Raw genomic sequence first — 16,982 nt, 5'->3', positions numbered from 1 at the left:
GGGTCGAAGACTGGGTGGTGCTCACGGCAGCGCCTTGCGGGCGGTCGCGAAGCGGGGACGGTTGTTGAGGTCGGGGTGGTCGGCCGCGTCGGCCCAGCCCTTCTCCTCGGTGAAGATCCACGGCACCTGGCCGCCCTGCGTGTCGGCGTGCTCGACGACCACCACGCCGCCGGGGCGCAGCAGACGGTGCGCGGTGCGTTCGAGGCCTCGGATCAGGTCCAGGCCGTCCTCGCCGGAGAAGAGGGCGAGCTGCGGGTCGTAGTCGCGGGCCTCGGGGGCGACGTACTCCCACTCGGTGAGCGGGATGTACGGCGGGTTGGAGATGACCAGGTCGACCTGGCCGTCGAGGTCCGGGAAGGCGGTCAGGGCGTCGCCCTGGCGCAGCTCGACCCGGGAGCCCTCCATGTTCTTGCGCGTCCAGTGCAGGGCCTCGTCGGACAGCTCGACGGCGTACACGCGCGAGCGCGGCACCTCCTGGGCGAGGGCCAGCGCGATGGCGCCGGAGCCGGTGCACAGGTCGACGATGCACGGCTCGACGACGTCCATGGCCCGCACGGCGTCTATGGCCCAGCCGACCACGGACTCGGTCTCGGGGCGCGGCACGAAGACGCCGGGGCCGACCTGAAGCTCCAGATAGCGGAAGTAGGCCCGGCCGGTGATGTGCTGCAGCGGCTCGCGCTGCTCACGGCGGGCGATGACCTCCCAGTACCGGGCGTCGAAGTCGGAGTCCTTCACGGAGTGCAGCTCGCCGCGCTTGACGCCGTGCACGAACGCGGCGAGCTCCTCCGCGTCGGTGCGCGGCGAGGGCACGCCCGCGTCGGCGAGCCGCTGGGTGGCCTGGGCCACCTCTGCGAGCAGCAGGTTCACGCAAGTCCTCCGGAGGTACTCGTAGTGGCTTACGCGGCTGCGAGCTTCGCGGCCGAGTCCGCGTCGACGCAGGCCTGGATCACCGCGTCGAGGTCGCCGTCCAGGACCTGGTCCAGGTTGTACGCCTTGAAGCCGACGCGGTGGTCGGAGATGCGGTTCTCCGGGAAGTTGTAGGTGCGGATCTTCTCGGAGCGGTCGACGGTGCGGACCTGGCTGCGCCGGGCGTCGGCGGCCTCCCGCTCCGCTTCCTCCTGCGCCGCCGCGAGCAGCCTGGAGCGCAGGATACGCATCGCCTGCTCCTTGTTCTGCAGCTGGCTCTTCTCGTTCTGGCAGGAGGCGACGACACCGGTCGGCAGGTGCGTGATGCGCACGGCCGAGTCGGTGGTGTTCACGGACTGGCCGCCGGGGCCGGAGGAGCGGTAGACGTCGATGCGCAGGTCGTTCGGGTTGATCTCGACCTCCACCTCCTCGGCCTCGGGCGTGACGAGCACGCCGGCCGCTGAGGTGTGGATACGGCCCTGGGACTCGGTGGCGGGGACGCGCTGGACGCGGTGCACGCCGCCCTCGTACTTCAGGCGGGCCCACACGCCCTGGCCGGGCTCGGTCTGGCCGCGGGTCTTGATGGCGACCTGGACGTCCTTGTACCCGCCGAGCTCGGACTCGGTGGCGTCGATGATCTCGGTCTTCCAGCCGACCCGCTCGGCGTAGCGCAGGTACATGCGCAGCAGGTCGCCCGCGAAGAGGGCGGACTCGTCGCCGCCGGCGCCGGCCTTGACCTCGAGGATCACGTCCTTGTCGTCGCTGGGGTCGCGCGGGACGAGGAGGAGGCGCAGCTTCTCCGTCAGCTCCTCGCGCTGCTTGTCCAGCTCCTTGACCTCGGCTGCGAAGTCGGGGTCCTCGGCGGCCAGCTCGCGTGCGGTGGCGATGTCGTCGCCGGTCTGCTTCCAGGAGCGGTACGTGGCGACGATCGGGGTGAGCTCGGCGTAGCGCTTGTTCAGCTTGCGCGCGTTGGCCTGGTCGGAGTGGACCGACGGGTCGGCGAGCTGTGTCTCCAGGGCGGCGTGCTCGCTGACGAGTTCCTCGACGGCCTCGAACATCTTGGGCTCCTGCTACTGCGTGAAAAAGGGGGAAGGCGGGCGACCAAAAACGCCGGTCCCGGCGCGCACACCACGCGGGCGTGCGGCCGTGGACCGGCGAAATGGGGCTCGCTACTTCTTGGAGCCGGCGGCCTTGCCGAAGCGGGCCTCGAAGCGGGCCACACGGCCACCGGTGTCGAGGATCTTCTGCTTGCCCGTGTAGAACGGGTGGCACTCGGAGCAGACCTCGGCCCGGATGGTGCCCGAGTCGATGGTGCTGCGGGTGGTGAACGACGCGCCGCAGGTGCAGCTGACCTGCGTCTCGACGTACGCGGGGTGGATGTCGCGCTTCAAGGTGTCTCCTAGGTTTCGGGAGGGCGCCGGGTCGCCTGCCGCGGGGTGCGGGGGCGTGAACCGGGGCCGACGTACCAGTCTGCCAGGACTGGTGCCACCTTCCCAAACCGGGGGTGCGGTTGTTCTATTCCGGGTGCGCCTACGGGGTGCCTGGGACCGCCGCGGGCCGGTGCGGGGTGGGGTGGGTCGCTTCAGGCCGCTTCAGGTCGCTTCAGCCGGACACCACGCCGTTGGCTTCGCCTGTGGCCGTCCCCTGCGCGGCCGACGTCGGGATCGGGCGGTCGTTCTTCAGGGCGTTCCACACCAGCTGGGCCTTCGTCTTCTCGACCAGGACGCGGTTGCCGTTGGACGGGTCGTACCGGACCGGCATCGTGACCATCGTCATGTGCGCGGGGCTGATGCCCTTCAGGCCGCCCGCGAAGGACATCAGCGAGTTCACCGAGCCGAGGCCGGAGTCGGCGGTGACGGCCTTGGTGGAGGTGTCGGCGAGGTCGTAGAGCTTCTTGGGGCTGGTGAAGACGCCGATGTCCTTGACCTGCTTGACCAGGGCCTTGATGAACGCCTGCTGGAGCTGGATACGGCCGAGGTCGGAGCCGTCGCCGACGCCGTGCCGGGTGCGGACCAGGCCGAGCGCCTGCCGGCCGTCGAGGCGGTGCGTGCCGGCCTTGAGGTTCAGATGGCTCTCGTGGTCGGTGATGTCCTTGGTCGTGGTGATCTGGACGCCGCCGAGCTCGTCGATGAGCTTCTGGAAGCCGGCGAAGTCGACCTCCAGGTAGTGGTCCATCCGGACACCGGTGAGCGACTCGACCGTCTTGACGGCGCAGGGCGCGCCGCCGGTGGAGTAGGCGGAGTTGAACATCACGCCGTGCGCTGCCTGGTGGGTGGTGCCGTGGGTGTCGGTGCAGGCGGGGCGGTCGATGAGGGTGTCGCGCGGGATGGAGACCACACTGGCCTTCTTGTGGCCCTTGTACACGTGGATGATCATCGCCGTGTCGGACCGGGCGCTTCCGTCGTCCGCGCCGCCGCCGAGCTTCTTGTTGCTGCCGGAGCGGGTGTCGGAGCCCAGGACGAGGATGTTCTGCGAACCGTTGTCGACCTTCTGGGGCCGGTCCGTGCCGAGCATCTGGTTGATGTCGATGCTCTTGAGGTTGCCGTTGAGCTTGAAGTAGACGTACCCGAGCCCCGTACCGCCCAGCACGACGATGCCCGCGGCGGTCCAGGCCGCGATCAGGACGCCTCTGCGCCTGGCGCGGGGCTTGCGCCTGCGGCCCTTGGCTCGACGGCCCGGGCCGCTGCTGTCTCCGGGGGCCCCGGGTATGCCGGGTCCCGGCGTGCTCTCGGCGGTCATGTGCTCCTCAGCTCGTCTGGGATCCATGGTCGCCCCGAATGGTCAGACGGGGAAACTCGGGAAAGGGTTGCACAACCCCCCGTGACCGAACCGGACAAGAAGTGTCACTTTCCGTCACCAGAAGAGCGGGCCGTACGAGGCTCACCTGCATGTTTCCCCGACGGACACCACTCGGTCACCAAGACGCCGCTGTGGCACAGATCGCAGGCAAGAACGAAGGGCCACCCCTCACGACGAGAGGCCGCCCCTCACGACGAAGGGCCGCCCCTCACGACGAGGGACGGCCCTTCACACCCGAAGGGGCGCGGGGAACCGCGCGGCACGCCACGGACGAGCCGCAGCCGGCCGACGGCCTCAGCGCGCCGGCTCACCCAGCGGAGCGACTAGTCGCCGTTGCCCGGCGTCGGCGTCGTCTTCTGGATCTGCATCAGGAACTCGGCGTTCGACTTCGTCTGCTTCATCTTGTCGAGGAGCAGTTCGACCGCCTGCTGCTGGTCGAGGGCGTGCAGCACCCGGCGCAGCTTCCAGACGATGGCGAGCTCGTCGGGGGCGAGCAGGATCTCTTCCTTACGGGTGCCGGACGCGTCGACGTCCACCGCCGGGAAGATGCGCTTGTCGGCGAGCTTGCGGTCGAGCTTGAGCTCGGCGTTGCCGGTGCCCTTGAACTCCTCGAAGATGACCTCGTCCATGCGGGACCCGGTGTCCACCAGGGCGGTGGCGAGGATGGTCAGCGAGCCGCCGTCCTCGATGTTGCGGGCCGCACCGAAGAAGCGCTTCGGCGGGTACAGGGCCGTGGAGTCGACACCACCGGACAGGATGCGGCCGGAGGCGGGCGCGGCCAGGTTGTAGGCACGGCCCAGACGCGTGATGGAGTCCAGCAGCACGACCACGTCGTGACCCAGCTCGACGAGACGCTTGGCGCGCTCGATGGCCAGCTCGGCGACCGTGGTGTGGTCCTCGGCCGGGCGGTCGAAGGTCGAGGAGATGACCTCGCCCTTCACCGACCGCTGCATGTCGGTGACCTCTTCCGGACGCTCGTCGACCAGGACGACCATCAGGTGGCACTCGGGGTTGTTGTGCGTGATCGCGTTGGCGATCGCCTGCATGATCATGGTCTTGCCGGTCTTCGGCGGGGCCACGATCAGACCGCGCTGGCCCTTACCGATCGGCGAGACCAGGTCGATGATGCGGGTGGTGAGCACGCCCGGGTCCGTCTCCAGGCGGAGGCGGTCCTGCGGGTAGAGCGGCGTCAGCTTGTTGAACTCCGGGCGGCCACGGCCGTGTTCGGGCGCCATGCCGTTGACGGAGTCGAGGCGGACCAGCGCGTTGAACTTCTCGCGGCGCTCGCCCTCCTTCGGCTGACGGACCGCGCCGGTGATGTGGTCGCCCTTGCGCAGGCCGTTCTTGCGGACCTGGGCCAGGGAGACGTACACGTCGTTCGGGCCCGGCAGGTAGCCGGAGGTCCGGATGAAGGCGTAGTTGTCGAGGATGTCCAGGATGCCCGCGACCGGGATCAGGACGTCGTCCTCGTTGAGCTGCGGCTCGGGGGCCATGTCGTCGCGGCCACGGCGGCCACGGCGGTCGCGGTAGCGGCCGCGACGGCCACGGCGGCCGCCCTCGAAGTCGTCGTCGTCCTGCGGGCCGTTGTTGCGGTCCTGGCGGTCCTGCCGGTCCTGCCGGTCCTGGCGGCCGCCGCCCTGCTGCTGGCCCTGCTGCTGACCGCGCTGGCCGCCCTGCTGGTCGTCGCCCTTGCGGCGGTCACGGCCGCCGTCACGGTCACGGCCGCCGTCACGGTCACGGCCGCCGTCGCGGCCCCCGTCGCGGTCGCGGTCACGGCCGCGCTCACGGCGGTCGCGGCGGCGGCCCTCGCCGCCCTCGCCGGCGTCACCCTTGGCGTCGCCCTGCGGCTGCTGCGCGGACGTGTCGGCCTTGGGCTCGCTCTTGGCCTCGGAGGAGACCGTCTCGGGGCTGCCGGCGTCGGCGGTGGCGCGGCGACGGCGACGCTCGCCCGGGGCGTCGTCGGCGGGGGCGCCGCCCTGCTCGGCCGGAGCGGAGAGCTTGGGGGACGGCTGGCCGGGGATCTCGATCTGCTGCTGGGCCACGGCCTTGTCGGCGGGGGCCTGCGCGGCCTTCTCCGCCTTCTTCTCGCCGTCCGCGGCGGCCTCGCCGGTGCGGGCCTTGGAGGTGGCGCGGCGCTTCGGCTTGCTCTCGGCGGCGGGCTCGGCGGCCTTGGGAGCGCTGCCGGAGGCCTGCGCCTCCTTGATGACCTCGATCAGCTGGCTCTTGCGCATCCGCGCGGTGCCCCTGATGCCGAGGCCCGAGGCGACCTGCTGCAGCTCGGCCAGCACCATGCCCTCGAGGCCGGTACCGCGGCGCCGCCGGGAGCCGGCACCGGAGGCAGGCGCGGAGGCGTCCGTGGCGGGCGCGGCAGCGGTCTCCTCGACACGTGCGCCCATCAGATCGGTGGTGTCGCTCACGAAGGGTCCTTCCCTGGAGCGGACGTCGGCCTGTCTGGCTCGGCGACCGGTTGTGCTGTCCGACTCCGGTCCTTGCTGTGTGGACGGAGCCGGGGCGGTGGTCCGCCTAAGCGGCGGAAGAGATTTCTGGTGATGGCGCTACCTCGAGCCGTGGCACCCGGTGTCACGTGGCGTGGTCGCACCGATTCCGGAGCGTGCCCATCGACCCGCTCAATGCCCGCATACGCCGTACTGCCCAGATACGACGTACGAAACACAGTGCGGCGTGGGGAGCTCCCGGAAGAATGTCTGTCCCGAACGGGGACACGAGGCACCTCGCCATGGTGAGGTCGGGTGCAGACTTGAGATTAACACTACCGGATCCAACAAACATTCCCCCTCTCCTAATCCGGCAAGCGGGTGTCACGTTGCGAGCGGCAGCACGCTCGCACCCTCCAGGTCCAGGCTCAGCCGGTTGGCCGCCCACTCGGGGCCCGCCAGCGCTTCGACCTTGTCGGCGTCGGCCGCGTCGGCGAGCGCCATGACCGTGGGTCCGGCGCCGGAGATGACCGCCGGGACGCCGTCCGCGCGCAGCCGCTCCACCAGCGCCGCGCTCTCCGGCATGGCGGGGGCGCGGTACTCCTGGTGCAGACGGTCCTCGGTGGCCGGCAGCAGCAGTTCGGGGCGGCGGGTGAGGGCCTCGACGAGCAGGGCGGCGCGGCCGGCGTTGGCGGCGGCGTCGACGTGCGGAACGGTGCGCGGGAGCAGTCCGCGGGCGGTCTCGGTCAGTACCGGCTTTCCGGGCACGAAAACCACCGGAACGATGGAATCGGCCGGCTCGAGCCGGATCGAGCGGGCCGCGCCGGACTCCATCCAGGCGATGGTGAATCCGCCGAACAGACAGGGCGCCACATTGTCCGGATGGCCCTCGATCTCGGTGGCCAGCTCCAGCAGCGCGGCGTCGTCGAGCCGGGACTCGCCCCCTATGGTCACCGCGCGGGCGGCGACGATGCCGGCGCAGATCGCGGCGGAGGACGAGCCGAGGCCGCGGCCGTGCGGGATGCGGTTGGCGCAGACGATCTCCAGGCCGCGGGGCTGACCGCCGAGGGCGTCGAAGGCGGTGCGCAGGGAGCGGACGAGGAGATGGCTCTCGTCGCGCGGCAGGGTCTCGCTGCCCTCCCCGGCGATGTCGATGTGCAGCCCGGAGTCGGCCACCCGGACGACGACGTCGTCGTAGAGCCCCAACGCGAGGCCGAGGGCGTCGAAGCCCGGGCCGAGGTTGGCGCTGGTGGCGGGGACGCGCACCCGGACGGCGGCGGCGCGGAACGCTGGACCGGCCATCGCTCGTTGACTCTCCTTGAGCTGCGTGATGGTCGAATGACTCTCGATGGGCGACGAGAACCCTGGCCGCCGCACGAGGCGCGCGGCACTGCGGCACATGCGGTGGGGGGCATATGCGGGCGGGTTCAGTACAGCCTATCGAAGGAAGGTTCTGTGGCGACATAGGGCGCACAGGAGGCGCACGATGCGTGTCGCGAGCCCCCTGTGCCCCGCCCCTGGGGAACTCCCCAGGTCGTCGCCCGTCTGCGCCCGGACCTGGCTGAGGTCCGGGCGTTTGCCGTGTCTCTTGCGCGAGCCGAGGCGCTCTTACGCGAGACCGAGGCGCTCGGCGGCGGTGGCGGCGTCGACCGGGACGGTGACCGGCTGCGGAGCGCCGGCGACGGCCCAGTCGGGGTCCTTCAGGCCGTTGCCGGTGACGGTGCACACGATCCTCTGGCCCGGGTCGACCTTGCCCTGTTCGGCGGCCTTCAGCAGACCGGCGACCGAGGCGGCCGAGGCCGGCTCCACGAACACACCCTCCTGCGAGGCCAACAGCCGGTAGGCGCGCAGGATCTCACGGTCCGTCACCTCATCGATGGCGCCGCCCGATTCGTCCCGCGCCGCGAGGGCGTACTGCCAGGAGGCGGGGTTGCCGATGCGGATGGCGGTGGCGATGGTCGACGGGTCCTTGACGACCTCGCCGCGCACGATCGGCGCGCTGCCGGCGGCCTGGAAGCCCCACATACGGGGCGTACGGGAGGCGATGCCGTCGGCGGCGTACTCCTTGTAGCCCTTCCAGTACGCGGTGATGTTGCCCGCGTTGCCGACCGGCAGGACGTGGATGTCGGGCGCGTCGCCCAGCATGTCCACGATCTCGAAGGCGGCGGTCTTCTGGCCCTCGATCCGCACCGGGTTGACCGAATTGACCAGCGCGACCGGGTAGTTGTCGCTCAGCGCGCGGGCCAGGGTGAGGCAGTCGTCGAAGTTGCCGTCGACCTGGAGGATCTTGGCGCCGTGCACGAGGGCCTGGCCCATCTTGCCCAGCGCGATCTTGCCCTGCGGCACGAGCACGGCGGACACCATGCCCGCACGCACCGCGTAGGCGGCGGCCGAGGCGGAGGTGTTGCCCGTGGAGGCGCAGATGACCGCCTTCGCCCCCTCCTCCTTCGCCCTGGAGATGGCCATGGTCATGCCGCGGTCCTTGAAGGACCCGGTCGGGTTCGCACCCTCGACCTTGAGATGGACCTCGCAGCCCGTGCGCTCGGAGAGCACCTGCGCGGGCACGAGCGGCGTGCCGCCCTCGCGGAGCGTCACGACCGGCGTGGTGTCGGATACCGGCAGCCGGTCCCGGTACTCCTCGATGATTCCGCGCCACTGGTGGGTCATTGCTGGTTACTCTCCTTCAACCCGCATGATGCTGGCGACACCCCGCACGGTGTCGAGCTTGCGCAGCGCCTCGACGGTCCCGTTCAGGGCCGCGTCGGACGCGCGGTGGGTGACGACGACGAGGGAGGCCTCGCCGTCCTTGCCCTGCTGGCGCACGGTGTCGATGGACACCCCGTGCTCGGCGAAGACGGTCGCGACCTGGGCGAGCACGCCCGGTTTGTCCGCCACGTCGAGGCTGATGTGGTAGCGCGTGACGACGTCGCCCATGGGCGACACCGGCAGGGCGGCATACGCCGACTCTCCGGGCCCGGTGGACCCGCTGAGCCGGTTGCGGCAGACGGCGACCAGGTCGCCGAGCACGGCCGAGGCGGTGGGCGAACCGCCCGCGCCGGGGCCGTAGAACATCAGCTGACCGGCGGCGTCGGACTCGACGAACACGGCGTTGTACGCGCCGCGCACGGAGGCGAGCGGGTGGGTCAGCGGGATCATCGCGGGATGCACGCGCGCGGTGACGGACCGCCCGTCGGCGGCCCGCTCACAGATGGCGAGCAGCTTGATGGTGCAGCCCATCTCCTTGGCGGAGGCGAAGTCGGCGGCGGTGACCTCGGACATGCCCTCGCGGTAGACGTCGTCGAGCCGCACGCGCGTGTGGAAGGCGATCCCGGCGAGGATGGCGGCCTTGGCGGCGGCGTCGAACCCCTCCACGTCGGCGGTCGGGTCGGCCTCGGCATACCCGAGGGCGGTGGCCTCGTCGAGGGCCTCCTGATACCCGGCGCCCGTGGAGTCCATCTTGTCGAGGATGAAGTTGGTCGTGCCGTTGACGATGCCGAGCACCCGGTTGACCTTGTCGCCGGCGAGGGACTCGCGCAGCGGCCGGATCAGCGGGATGGCGCCGGCGACGGCGGCCTCGTAGTAGAGGTCACGGCCGTGCTCGTCGGCGACGGCGTGCAGGGCGGCCCCGTCCTGGGCGAGCAGGGCCTTGTTGGCGGAGACGACGGAGGCGCCGTGCTCGAAGGCGGTGGTGATGAGGGTCCGCGCGGGCTCGATACCGCCGATGACCTCGACGATCACGTCGATGTCGCCGCGTTTGACGAGGGCGGTGGCGTCGGTGGTGACGAGGGCCGGGTCGATGCCCTCGCGGACCTTGCCCGGGCGCCGTACGGCGACCCCGGCGAGCTCCACCGGGGCCCCGATGCGGGCGGCGAGGTCGTCGGCGTGCGTCGTCATGATGCGCGCCACCTCTGAGCCGACCACTCCACAGCCCAGCAGCGCCACCTTCAGCGGACGCGTACGCATCATCCGACCTCGTTTCCTCATACCGTCTACGGTTGGACCAGTCTCACTCACCGGACGGGATTTTCTGCCCTTGGTCCGGATTGTGAGACGTTTATTTCATTTACGGACGGGGTGGAAGCGGAAGATCTTCCGCCGCCGTCCGTGGTTCACCCGCCCGTCACCCGACGTCGAGCCGGAGGAGGTCCTCCTCCGTCTCCCGCCGGACGATCACCCGCGCCTCGCCGTCCCTCACGGCGACGACCGGCGGGCGGAGCACATGGTTGTAGTTGCTGGCCATGGACCGGCAGTACGCCCCGGTCGCCGGTACGGCGATGAGGTCGCCCGGCGCCAGGTCGGCCGGCAGGAACGCGTCCCGCACCACGATGTCACCGCTCTCGCAGTGCTTGCCGACGACCCGGGTGAGCATCGGCTCGGCGTCGGACGCACGGGAGACGAGCGCGACGCTGTACTCGGCGTCGTACAGCGCGGTGCGGATGTTGTCGGACATGCCGCCGTCGACGGAGACGTAGGTGCGCAGCCCGTCGAGCGGCTTGACGGTGCCGACCTCGTACAGCGTGAACGCGGTGGGCCCGACGATGGCGCGCCCGGGCTCCACGGAGATCCGGGGCGTCCGCAGCCGCGCGGCCTCGCACTCACGGGTGACGATCTCGGTGAGCGCCTTGGCGATCTCGTGCGGCTCACGCGGGTCGTCGTCGCTGGTGTACGCGATCCCGAGACCGCCCCCGAGGTCGATCTCGGGCAGCTCGACGCCGTGCTCGTCGCGGATGTCCTTCAGCAGCCCCACGACGCGGTGGGCGGCGACCTCGAACCCGGACATGTCGAAGATCTGCGACCCGATGTGCGAGTGGATGCCGATCAGCTCGAGCCCGTCGAGCTGAAGGGCCCGCCGCACGGCTTCGGCGGCCTGCCCGCCGGCGAGCGGAATCCCGAACTTCTGGTCCTCGTGCGCGGTGGCGATGAACTCGTGGGTGTGCGCCTCGACGCCGACGGTGATCCGGATCTGCACGCGCTGGACCCTGCCCAGGGACTGGGCGATGTGGGCCACGCGCACGATCTCCTGGAAGGAGTCGAGCACGATCCGCCCGACCCCGGCCTCGACGGCCCGCTGGATCTCTTCCCCGGACTTGTTGTTGCCGTGGAAGGCGATGCGGTCGGCCGGCATCCCGGCGGACAGCGCGGTGGCCAGCTCCCCGCCGGAGCACACGTCCAGATTGAGCCCCTCCTCGTGCAGCCAGCGCACGACGGCCCGGGACAGGAACGCCTTGCCCGCGTAGAAGACGTCGGCGTCGGGCCCGAAGGCGGTGCGCCAGGCACGCGCGCGGGACCGGAAGTCGGACTCGTCGAGGATGTAGGCGGGGGTCCCGTGGGTCTCGGCGAGCGTCTTCACGTCGATCCCGCCGACGGTGAGTACGCCGTCCTCGCCCCGGCCGACGGTCTCGGCCCACACCTTGGGGTCGAGCGCGTTGAGGTCGGTGGGCGGGGCGGAGTAGTGGCCCTCGGGGAGGACGTCGGCGTGACGGGGCCCGGCGGGATGTGCGGAACGGCTCATGTCTGGGTCTCTTTTTTGCTCAGAGGTGGTCGGGTGCGTCGATGCCGAGCAGGGACAGGCCGCCGGCCAGCACCGTCCCGGCGGCTTCGGCGAGCGCGAGCCGGGCGCGGTGGGCGGCCGAGGGTTTCTCCTCGCCGCACGGCAGCACGCCGGGCAGCAGCGCAAGGGTGGCATCGGCGACGGTGACGAGATGCCGGGCAAGCCGGTCGGGCCCGCGGTGGGTGACGGCGGCGGTGAGGATGCGGGGGTGGTCGGCTAGGGCGGCTAGGAGGGGGGTGTGCGGGTTGGGGGCGGGGTGGGGGTGGCGGGTGGCGGGGTGGTTCGGCCGGGCGGCGGTGGGGTGGGGGTGGCGGTCGGCGGTCTGGTTCGGCCGGTCGGCGGGGAGGCGGCTGTGCCGGTCGACGGTTTGGCTCGGCCGGTCGGCGGCGAGGCGGCTGTGCCGGTCGACGGCTTCTTGGTACGACCCGTCGTCGGCGAGGCGGCTTTGCCGGTCGACGGTCTGGTTCGGCCGGCCGACGGCACCCGGCTCGGGGGCGAACCCGAGATCGGCGGCGTTGCGGAGCAGAGCCCGGGTGCGGGCATGGGCGTACCGGACGCGGAACAGCGGATTGGTCTCCCGCTGTACGAGGTGATCGGCGCTGATCCGGGGCCGGTCGTGCGGGGCGGGGTGGAGCAGAGCCCAGCGGGCGGCGTCGGGGCCGAGGGGGGTGGGGTCGTCGGGGGCGGGGCAGGGACGGAGGTTCACATCCTGCGCCTGGCCGTGCCCGGTGTGGGCATGTGGGGTGCGGCCGTGAGCGATCTCGACGCGCGCGCCTTGCGTGGCGGCGATCCGCGCGAGTGCGTCGGCGACGACTTCGGCACGGATCTCGTACGGGACGCGGAGTTCGATGACCTGCCCGGCGAGGGCGTCGCTGTGCCCGTACGCGGACCCCTGATCGAGGATCTTCCGGACCAGCGCGGCCGTCCCGCTCTCCGCGACGCTGATGTTGAGGAACCCGGGCCCGGTGATCTCGACGCGGGCGACGCCGTCGGCGTGGGCGAGGTGGCCCCGGAGGACCTCGGCGACATCACGCGGGGGCCGTCCGGCGGGCCGGGCCAGCTGCAGCGCGATGTTGGTCGCGTAGTCCCCGCACCCCCCGGGCCCCGGCACGGTGACCACGGCCCGCTCGGGAACGGTCACACTCAGCTCCCCCACGTCGACAGCACGACGCACCGCGCACAGCACGGTACGGGAGAGCTCGACGGGGGTCACGGGACAAGCGTAGGGGAGGAGGGGGGTGGGTAGGCGACTCGGTTTCGGGGGGGTCCGGGATGTGGACGGGGGACGGTAGGGGCTCGGGATGACGGTCGGGGGCGAGGGCGGGGGGGGCGGCGCGCTGGGCTGGGGCGGGGGCGGCTTACGCCGGGGGTCGTCCGTCGGGTCGACTCTTGGCGTTGGTCCCGGTGGAGCGACTCCTGGCGCCGAGCCGTACCGCCACGCCCTGACGGCTCGCCTCATTCCACCCGTAGCCACTGCCGCCGGAGCCCGCCTGGGACCGTGCCCCTCGGCGGCGCCCGCCGACGGTCAGCTTCCGCCGGGCGCCGTGCGCTCGGTGTCGTCGGTGGTCGGATCACCCTCGGCGTCCCCGGAAACGACGGAGTCCCGCTCCCCCACTGCGCCACCGAGGGCGCCGCCCTCACGTCCTTGCTCCCGCCCGCGCTCGATCAATTCCCTGACGACCCGCACGAGTTCGTGCGGCTCGAAGGGCTTGGCGAGGAACGCGTCGATGCGGACATCGAGGCCGGCGTCGACCTCGTACTCCGGACAGGCGCTGACGATGGCGACGGGAAGGTCCCGGGTACGGGGATCCGCACGCAGCCGGGCGACGGTCCGCAGACCGTCCAGCCGGGGCATGACGACGTCGAGGGTCACAAGATCGGGCTGCACCTCGTGCACCACGTCCAGACACTCGGCACCATCGGCCGCGGTCACGACCTCGAGACCCTCCAGCTCGAGGTTGACCCTGATCAGCTGCCGGATGACCTTGTTGTCGTCCACCACAAGCACCCGGCCCGATGCGCCTGACACAACTCGAGAGTAGGTCCGGACCGACCATCGCGTCCGGGTTTTGGTGACTTCCACCCCGTGCGAGGGATGTGGCCCCACGAAGCTGACGCGCCGCGCCACCGGAAGATCGACACGGACACCAAAACCCGTTCATGACCACCCGGTCGGAGCTGGTAGTGTTCTACCCGTCACCGCGACCAAGCGGCTGACACGCCCCCGTAGCTCAGGGGATAGAGCAACGGCCTCCGGAGCCGTGTGCGCAGGTTCGAATCCTGCCGGGGGCACCCAGCATGAGGTGCCCAAAGACCCCGTCACCAGCGGAAACGCTGAGGCCGGGGTCTTCGCGTATGTGCAGGCGTATGCCGCCCGGAGCGGCCCTATGTCGAGGTCTGTGGACGAGGCGTGGACGGGATCTTGGAGCATCGCCGCAGGTGGGGTCCCGGAAAAGGCCAAGCCCGCACCGCCGCCAGGCCCCCCGCCCGGCACGGAACCGTCACGCCACGGGGGCTACCGTCAGCCGACCCAGAAGGACTGCCGGCACCTCACCGCGGCCACCACCTCATGCCTGAGCCCACGCCTGACGATGACGAGCAACGCTGTACACCTGCTCCACCTGGTGGGCCGGGAGAACGCCTGAGAGCGGACCGAGGGCCGACACCTGGCGCTCCTGGTACACCCGGACGTCGAGCTGCGTGGCGACCACCTTCAGCTCGGTGACACCGACGAAGACGAGCACCGGCTCCACTGGTACCGGGAAGTCGCAATAGCGCTCAAGCACTCGGGCGACCCGCTTGGCCTCCACCCGGCTCTTGCGGGCGTAGGGCGCCGGTTTCCCGTGATCGACTTTCACGGAATCGTCCCCGACCCACACGGCCCGCTTGTGGTGGTACTTCGTATTGATGCTGAACACTCCACCGGGCCCGATCAATAAGTGATCGATATCCACTTTGTTGGCCAAGGGGGCGGAGTGCAGGACGCGCCAGCCGTAGCGCCCTAAGCGGTTCAGCTCGGCTCCCACTCGACGCTCCCCCGCCAATTCCTTTCGCCAGGAGTCCCACTCAGTGGGCCGCCGCAAAAGCCGTGAGACGACTCGCTCCATAAGCCCCGGGCCGGATTCGGCGAGCAGACCACGCAAGGACTGTCCGGGAGTATTGACGGCCAGGTCATCGGCCAGCGTCAGAGGCGGCAGCATCGGACGCGCCTGAGCACCCGGCGCCCTGTCTGGCGAGACAGGCCAAGTGAGGTTCTGTAAGTGCTTGGTGAGCACGGTGATCACGTCGTCGCGGTAGTCGGCCTGCAGGACCGTGATGTCCCCCGACGTGACGTCGGCCCAACCGACCGCGGTGCCATCAGGCAGGTTGGCGTACAGACGATCATGCCCGTATCGCTTCCAGCGCGTGACGTGCAGCTCCACAAGGCCCCCAGTGCTCCGGCATTGACGTTGCCGACATGCCAGCAGCAAGCGAGATGAGGCCACAAGAGCGCAGGGCAGGCCGCACGTCTCAGCTTGCCCGTTACGAAGCGAAGCATCGGCGCGTGTAGGGCCGAAACGAAGGAGGCCCCAGGCGGCATGCCTGAGGCCTCAGTGTCGGTGCAGGTTGTCTCACTCGTACTCGCGGAGCAGGTCCTCGATACGCCGGTTGGCGACATCCTGCCGTCCGTCGAGGCACTTCGCGTAGCGGGTCAGCAGGACCTCAACGCTGTTGCCGGCGCGCTCGGCAACCTCGGTGGGATCCACTCCCGCATTGAGCCACGTCGACAGCGCCGAGTGCCGAAGGTCGTACGGCCTACTCGCGAGCGGCGAGGCTCCGACAGCCGGAGGAAGCGCCAGGAGCCGAGCCTCCTGCCATACGCGGTAGTAGGTCGAGGACGGGACGACCGAGCCCTTCTCGCTGAAGAAGAGCCGCCCGTCCTTCGCCGTGCCGAACGTGGCCAGGTGCTCGCGCAGCACGGCGACGAGCTGGGGCGGGATGGGCACACGCCGAACGTCCTCAGCCGGTCGATTCTTGAGCCCGCGGTCGTCGTGGGTCTCCCCCGAGTCCGTCCATTGCTTGCCGACCGAAGGACGGGTGCGGTGGAGCAGCGCCGATCCCCAGCCCTGCTCAGGGAGGACAAGGTCAGTCTCGACCAGGCCGACCGCCTCAGCGGGCCGGAGGCCACCGAAGTACATCGCCGCGAACAGCCCGACGAGACGCCGGCCGCGAGCACGCCGGTATCCGCCCACGTAGGACACTGCCGCCAGGAGATTGCGTGCCTGCTCCGGGTTGGCCACAACGCGCGGATCGACCTGGTTCGAGACCTTGGGCTTCTGCCAGCGAACCGCCGTGATCGGATTCTCCCGCAGCTCGCCCAGGTCGACCGCGTAGTTCGCAGCGTTGACGAGGGTCCGCCGCTTCCGCCGCACAGTCTCGGCAGCTGCCGCGGTGCCGTCGAGCTTGAGCTTCAGCCCGTCGAGCACCGCGCGGGCCGTTGCCGGTTCAGCGAGGTCCGCGAGCGGCCGGGAAGCCTTCGCTACCCAGTGCAGGACGTTCCGGACATTGTCCGGGACTTCCCGGTCGTCGGGACCTGGCAGCACGAAGGCCCAGTTACGTAAGGCCTTGCGGATCTCCTCGTCGGACGGTCGCCCTGCGCGCTCCGCTAGCAGTTCCATGGTCACGCTGGTCAGAGATTCGTTGATGCCGTCTCGCGTATTGGGCGCAGCGTGCGGCCACTTCATTGCGAGATACCTGAGGGCGAAGTTGTACCAGGACGATGGCGACTTCTTCTCTTCCATCGAGGCTGGAAGACCAGTCTCCGTGTCAAACTCTTCGCCGCCCCGCATGGCACTCATAAGCTTCGCTCGGTAGTGATCAGCCAGCGCTTTGGTACGGAACGAGTCAGAGAAGACGTTCCCCGCGACGGACCAGCGGACGCCGTACGAAGGCGTCTTGGTGTCCCGCTTGCGTACGCCCCAGACCTTGACGTCGAGAGACTTCACGCTGCCTCCTCCAACTGCCGGAGCCACGAGGTGAAATCACTGCGCCAGACCCGAAGCTCACCGTTGGGCAGCTTGAAGGCCGTGGGCCCCATCCCCAGCTCACGCCAACTCGCGCCAGAGCAACCTTAGCCCGAAGCCGCTACACCGACCTTGATGCCGTAGCGGAATCAACAGTCCTACGCTATTCACAAGCCAAGCGTCCTCGGTACGGGCGTACGTCGCCACACCACAAGCCACAGCCGCACCAGAGCGAGCAAGGGAATGAAAGGGAAAATTAGAGCCACCTCCACCATGCCTGACTACCTC

Annotated in this window: 13 protein-coding genes, 1 tRNA gene and 1 pseudogene; 1 reads left to right on the top strand and 14 read right to left on the bottom strand. The window is 70.3% G+C overall.

Going from position 1 to position 16,982, the window contains the following annotated elements; genetic code table 11:
• Positions 1 to 21: 21 nt before the first annotated feature.
• From prmC to AC0B9F_RS15620, 11 genes are all read right to left on the bottom strand, one after another.
• Positions 22 to 867, bottom strand: a complete 846-nt coding sequence (prmC, locus tag AC0B9F_RS15670; RefSeq protein WP_472002783.1) for a peptide chain release factor N(5)-glutamine methyltransferase — start codon at positions 865 to 867, stop codon at positions 22 to 24.
• 29 nt (positions 868 to 896) lie between these two features.
• On the bottom strand, positions 897 to 1,964 hold the full coding sequence (gene prfA, locus AC0B9F_RS15665; RefSeq protein WP_472002781.1) for a peptide chain release factor 1: 1,068 nt from the start codon (positions 1,962 to 1,964) through the stop codon (positions 897 to 899).
• A 111-nt stretch (positions 1,965 to 2,075) separates the two neighbouring features.
• A complete protein-coding gene (gene rpmE / locus AC0B9F_RS15660) occupies positions 2,076 to 2,297 on the bottom strand; it encodes a 50S ribosomal protein L31 (protein ID WP_190013247.1) in 222 nt (73 codons plus the stop codon).
• Positions 2,298 to 2,508: 211 nt separating this feature from the next.
• Positions 2,509 to 3,645, bottom strand: a complete 1,137-nt coding sequence (locus tag AC0B9F_RS15655) for an LCP family protein (RefSeq protein ID WP_472002778.1) — start codon at positions 3,643 to 3,645, stop codon at positions 2,509 to 2,511.
• Between the two features lie 383 nt (positions 3,646 to 4,028).
• Positions 4,029 to 6,122, bottom strand: a complete 2,094-nt coding sequence (rho, locus tag AC0B9F_RS15650; RefSeq protein WP_472002776.1) for a transcription termination factor Rho — start codon at positions 6,120 to 6,122, stop codon at positions 4,029 to 4,031.
• A gap of 402 nt (positions 6,123 to 6,524) precedes the next feature.
• Positions 6,525 to 7,442 carry a homoserine kinase gene (gene thrB / locus AC0B9F_RS15645; RefSeq protein WP_472002774.1) on the bottom strand — a complete coding sequence of 306 codons (918 nt, stop codon included), beginning with the start codon at positions 7,440 to 7,442 and terminating at the stop codon, positions 6,525 to 6,527.
• A gap of 306 nt (positions 7,443 to 7,748) precedes the next feature.
• The gene (gene thrC / locus AC0B9F_RS15640; RefSeq protein WP_472002772.1) at positions 7,749 to 8,807 is read right to left on the bottom strand and encodes a threonine synthase; all 1,059 of its coding nucleotides are present in this window, start codon (positions 8,805 to 8,807) and stop codon (positions 7,749 to 7,751) included.
• Positions 8,808 to 8,813: 6 nt separating this feature from the next.
• Entirely contained in the window at positions 8,814 to 10,103 is a 1,290-nt protein-coding gene (locus AC0B9F_RS15635; protein ID WP_472002989.1) for a homoserine dehydrogenase, read from the bottom strand.
• Between the two features lie 157 nt (positions 10,104 to 10,260).
• On the bottom strand, positions 10,261 to 11,652 hold the full coding sequence (gene lysA, locus AC0B9F_RS15630) for a diaminopimelate decarboxylase (RefSeq protein ID WP_472002770.1): 1,392 nt from the start codon (positions 11,650 to 11,652) through the stop codon (positions 10,261 to 10,263).
• A 19-nt stretch (positions 11,653 to 11,671) separates the two neighbouring features.
• Positions 11,672 to 12,904, bottom strand: coding sequence for an ArgS-related anticodon-binding protein NrtL (gene nrtL / locus AC0B9F_RS15625; protein ID WP_472002768.1), 1,233 nt, complete (start codon positions 12,902 to 12,904; stop codon positions 11,672 to 11,674).
• 312 nt (positions 12,905 to 13,216) lie between these two features.
• Complete coding sequence (locus AC0B9F_RS15620; protein WP_472002766.1) at positions 13,217 to 13,720, bottom strand: response regulator; 504 nt, start codon at positions 13,718 to 13,720, stop codon at positions 13,217 to 13,219.
• Positions 13,721 to 13,911: 191 nt separating this feature from the next.
• Between AC0B9F_RS15620 and AC0B9F_RS15615 the strand changes: the two genes are divergently transcribed.
• Positions 13,912 to 13,983, top strand: a tRNA-Arg gene (locus AC0B9F_RS15615).
• A 275-nt stretch (positions 13,984 to 14,258) separates the two neighbouring features.
• Here AC0B9F_RS15615 and AC0B9F_RS15610 read toward each other — a convergent pair.
• The 3 genes and pseudogenes from AC0B9F_RS15610 to AC0B9F_RS15600 form a co-directional block, all read right to left on the bottom strand.
• Complete coding sequence (locus tag AC0B9F_RS15610) at positions 14,259 to 15,113, bottom strand: nuclease-related domain-containing protein (RefSeq protein ID WP_472002764.1); 855 nt, start codon at positions 15,111 to 15,113, stop codon at positions 14,259 to 14,261.
• Positions 15,114 to 15,302: 189 nt separating this feature from the next.
• Positions 15,303 to 16,676 (bottom strand): tyrosine-type recombinase/integrase, encoded by a 1,374-nt coding sequence (locus AC0B9F_RS15605; RefSeq protein WP_472002762.1) that lies wholly within the window; start codon positions 16,674 to 16,676, stop codon positions 15,303 to 15,305.
• Positions 16,673 to 16,783, bottom strand: a pseudogene (locus AC0B9F_RS15600) (excisionase); the annotation flags it as partial. The pseudogene AC0B9F_RS15600 and the gene AC0B9F_RS15605, both read right to left, overlap by 4 nt.
• Between the last annotated feature and the right edge of the window lie 199 nt (positions 16,784 to 16,982).

The organism is Streptomyces sp. NPDC097129, from assembly GCF_055668065.1.
The sequence above is the reverse complement of the archived record's forward strand: the minus strand, read 5'-3'. Positions and strand labels throughout refer to the sequence as shown.

Bases quoted from the DNA above. Each gene is read 5' to 3' on its own strand.
- prfA (WP_472002781.1), bottom strand. From the start codon at position 1,964: ATGTTCGAGGCCGTCGAGGAACTCGTCAGCGAGCACGCCGCCCTGGAG.
- thrC (WP_472002772.1), bottom strand. From the start codon at position 8,807: ATGACCCACCAGTGGCGCGGAATCATCGAGGAGTACCGGGACCGGCTG.
- thrB (WP_472002774.1), bottom strand. From the start codon at position 7,442: ATGGCCGGTCCAGCGTTCCGCGCCGCCGCCGTCCGGGTGCGCGTCCCC.
- AC0B9F_RS15635 (WP_472002989.1), bottom strand. From the start codon at position 10,103: ATGCGTACGCGTCCGCTGAAGGTGGCGCTGCTGGGCTGTGGAGTGGTC.
- AC0B9F_RS15655 (WP_472002778.1), bottom strand. From the start codon at position 3,645: ATGACCGCCGAGAGCACGCCGGGACCCGGCATACCCGGGGCCCCCGGA.
- lysA (WP_472002770.1), bottom strand. From the start codon at position 11,652: ATGAGCCGTTCCGCACATCCCGCCGGGCCCCGTCACGCCGACGTCCTC.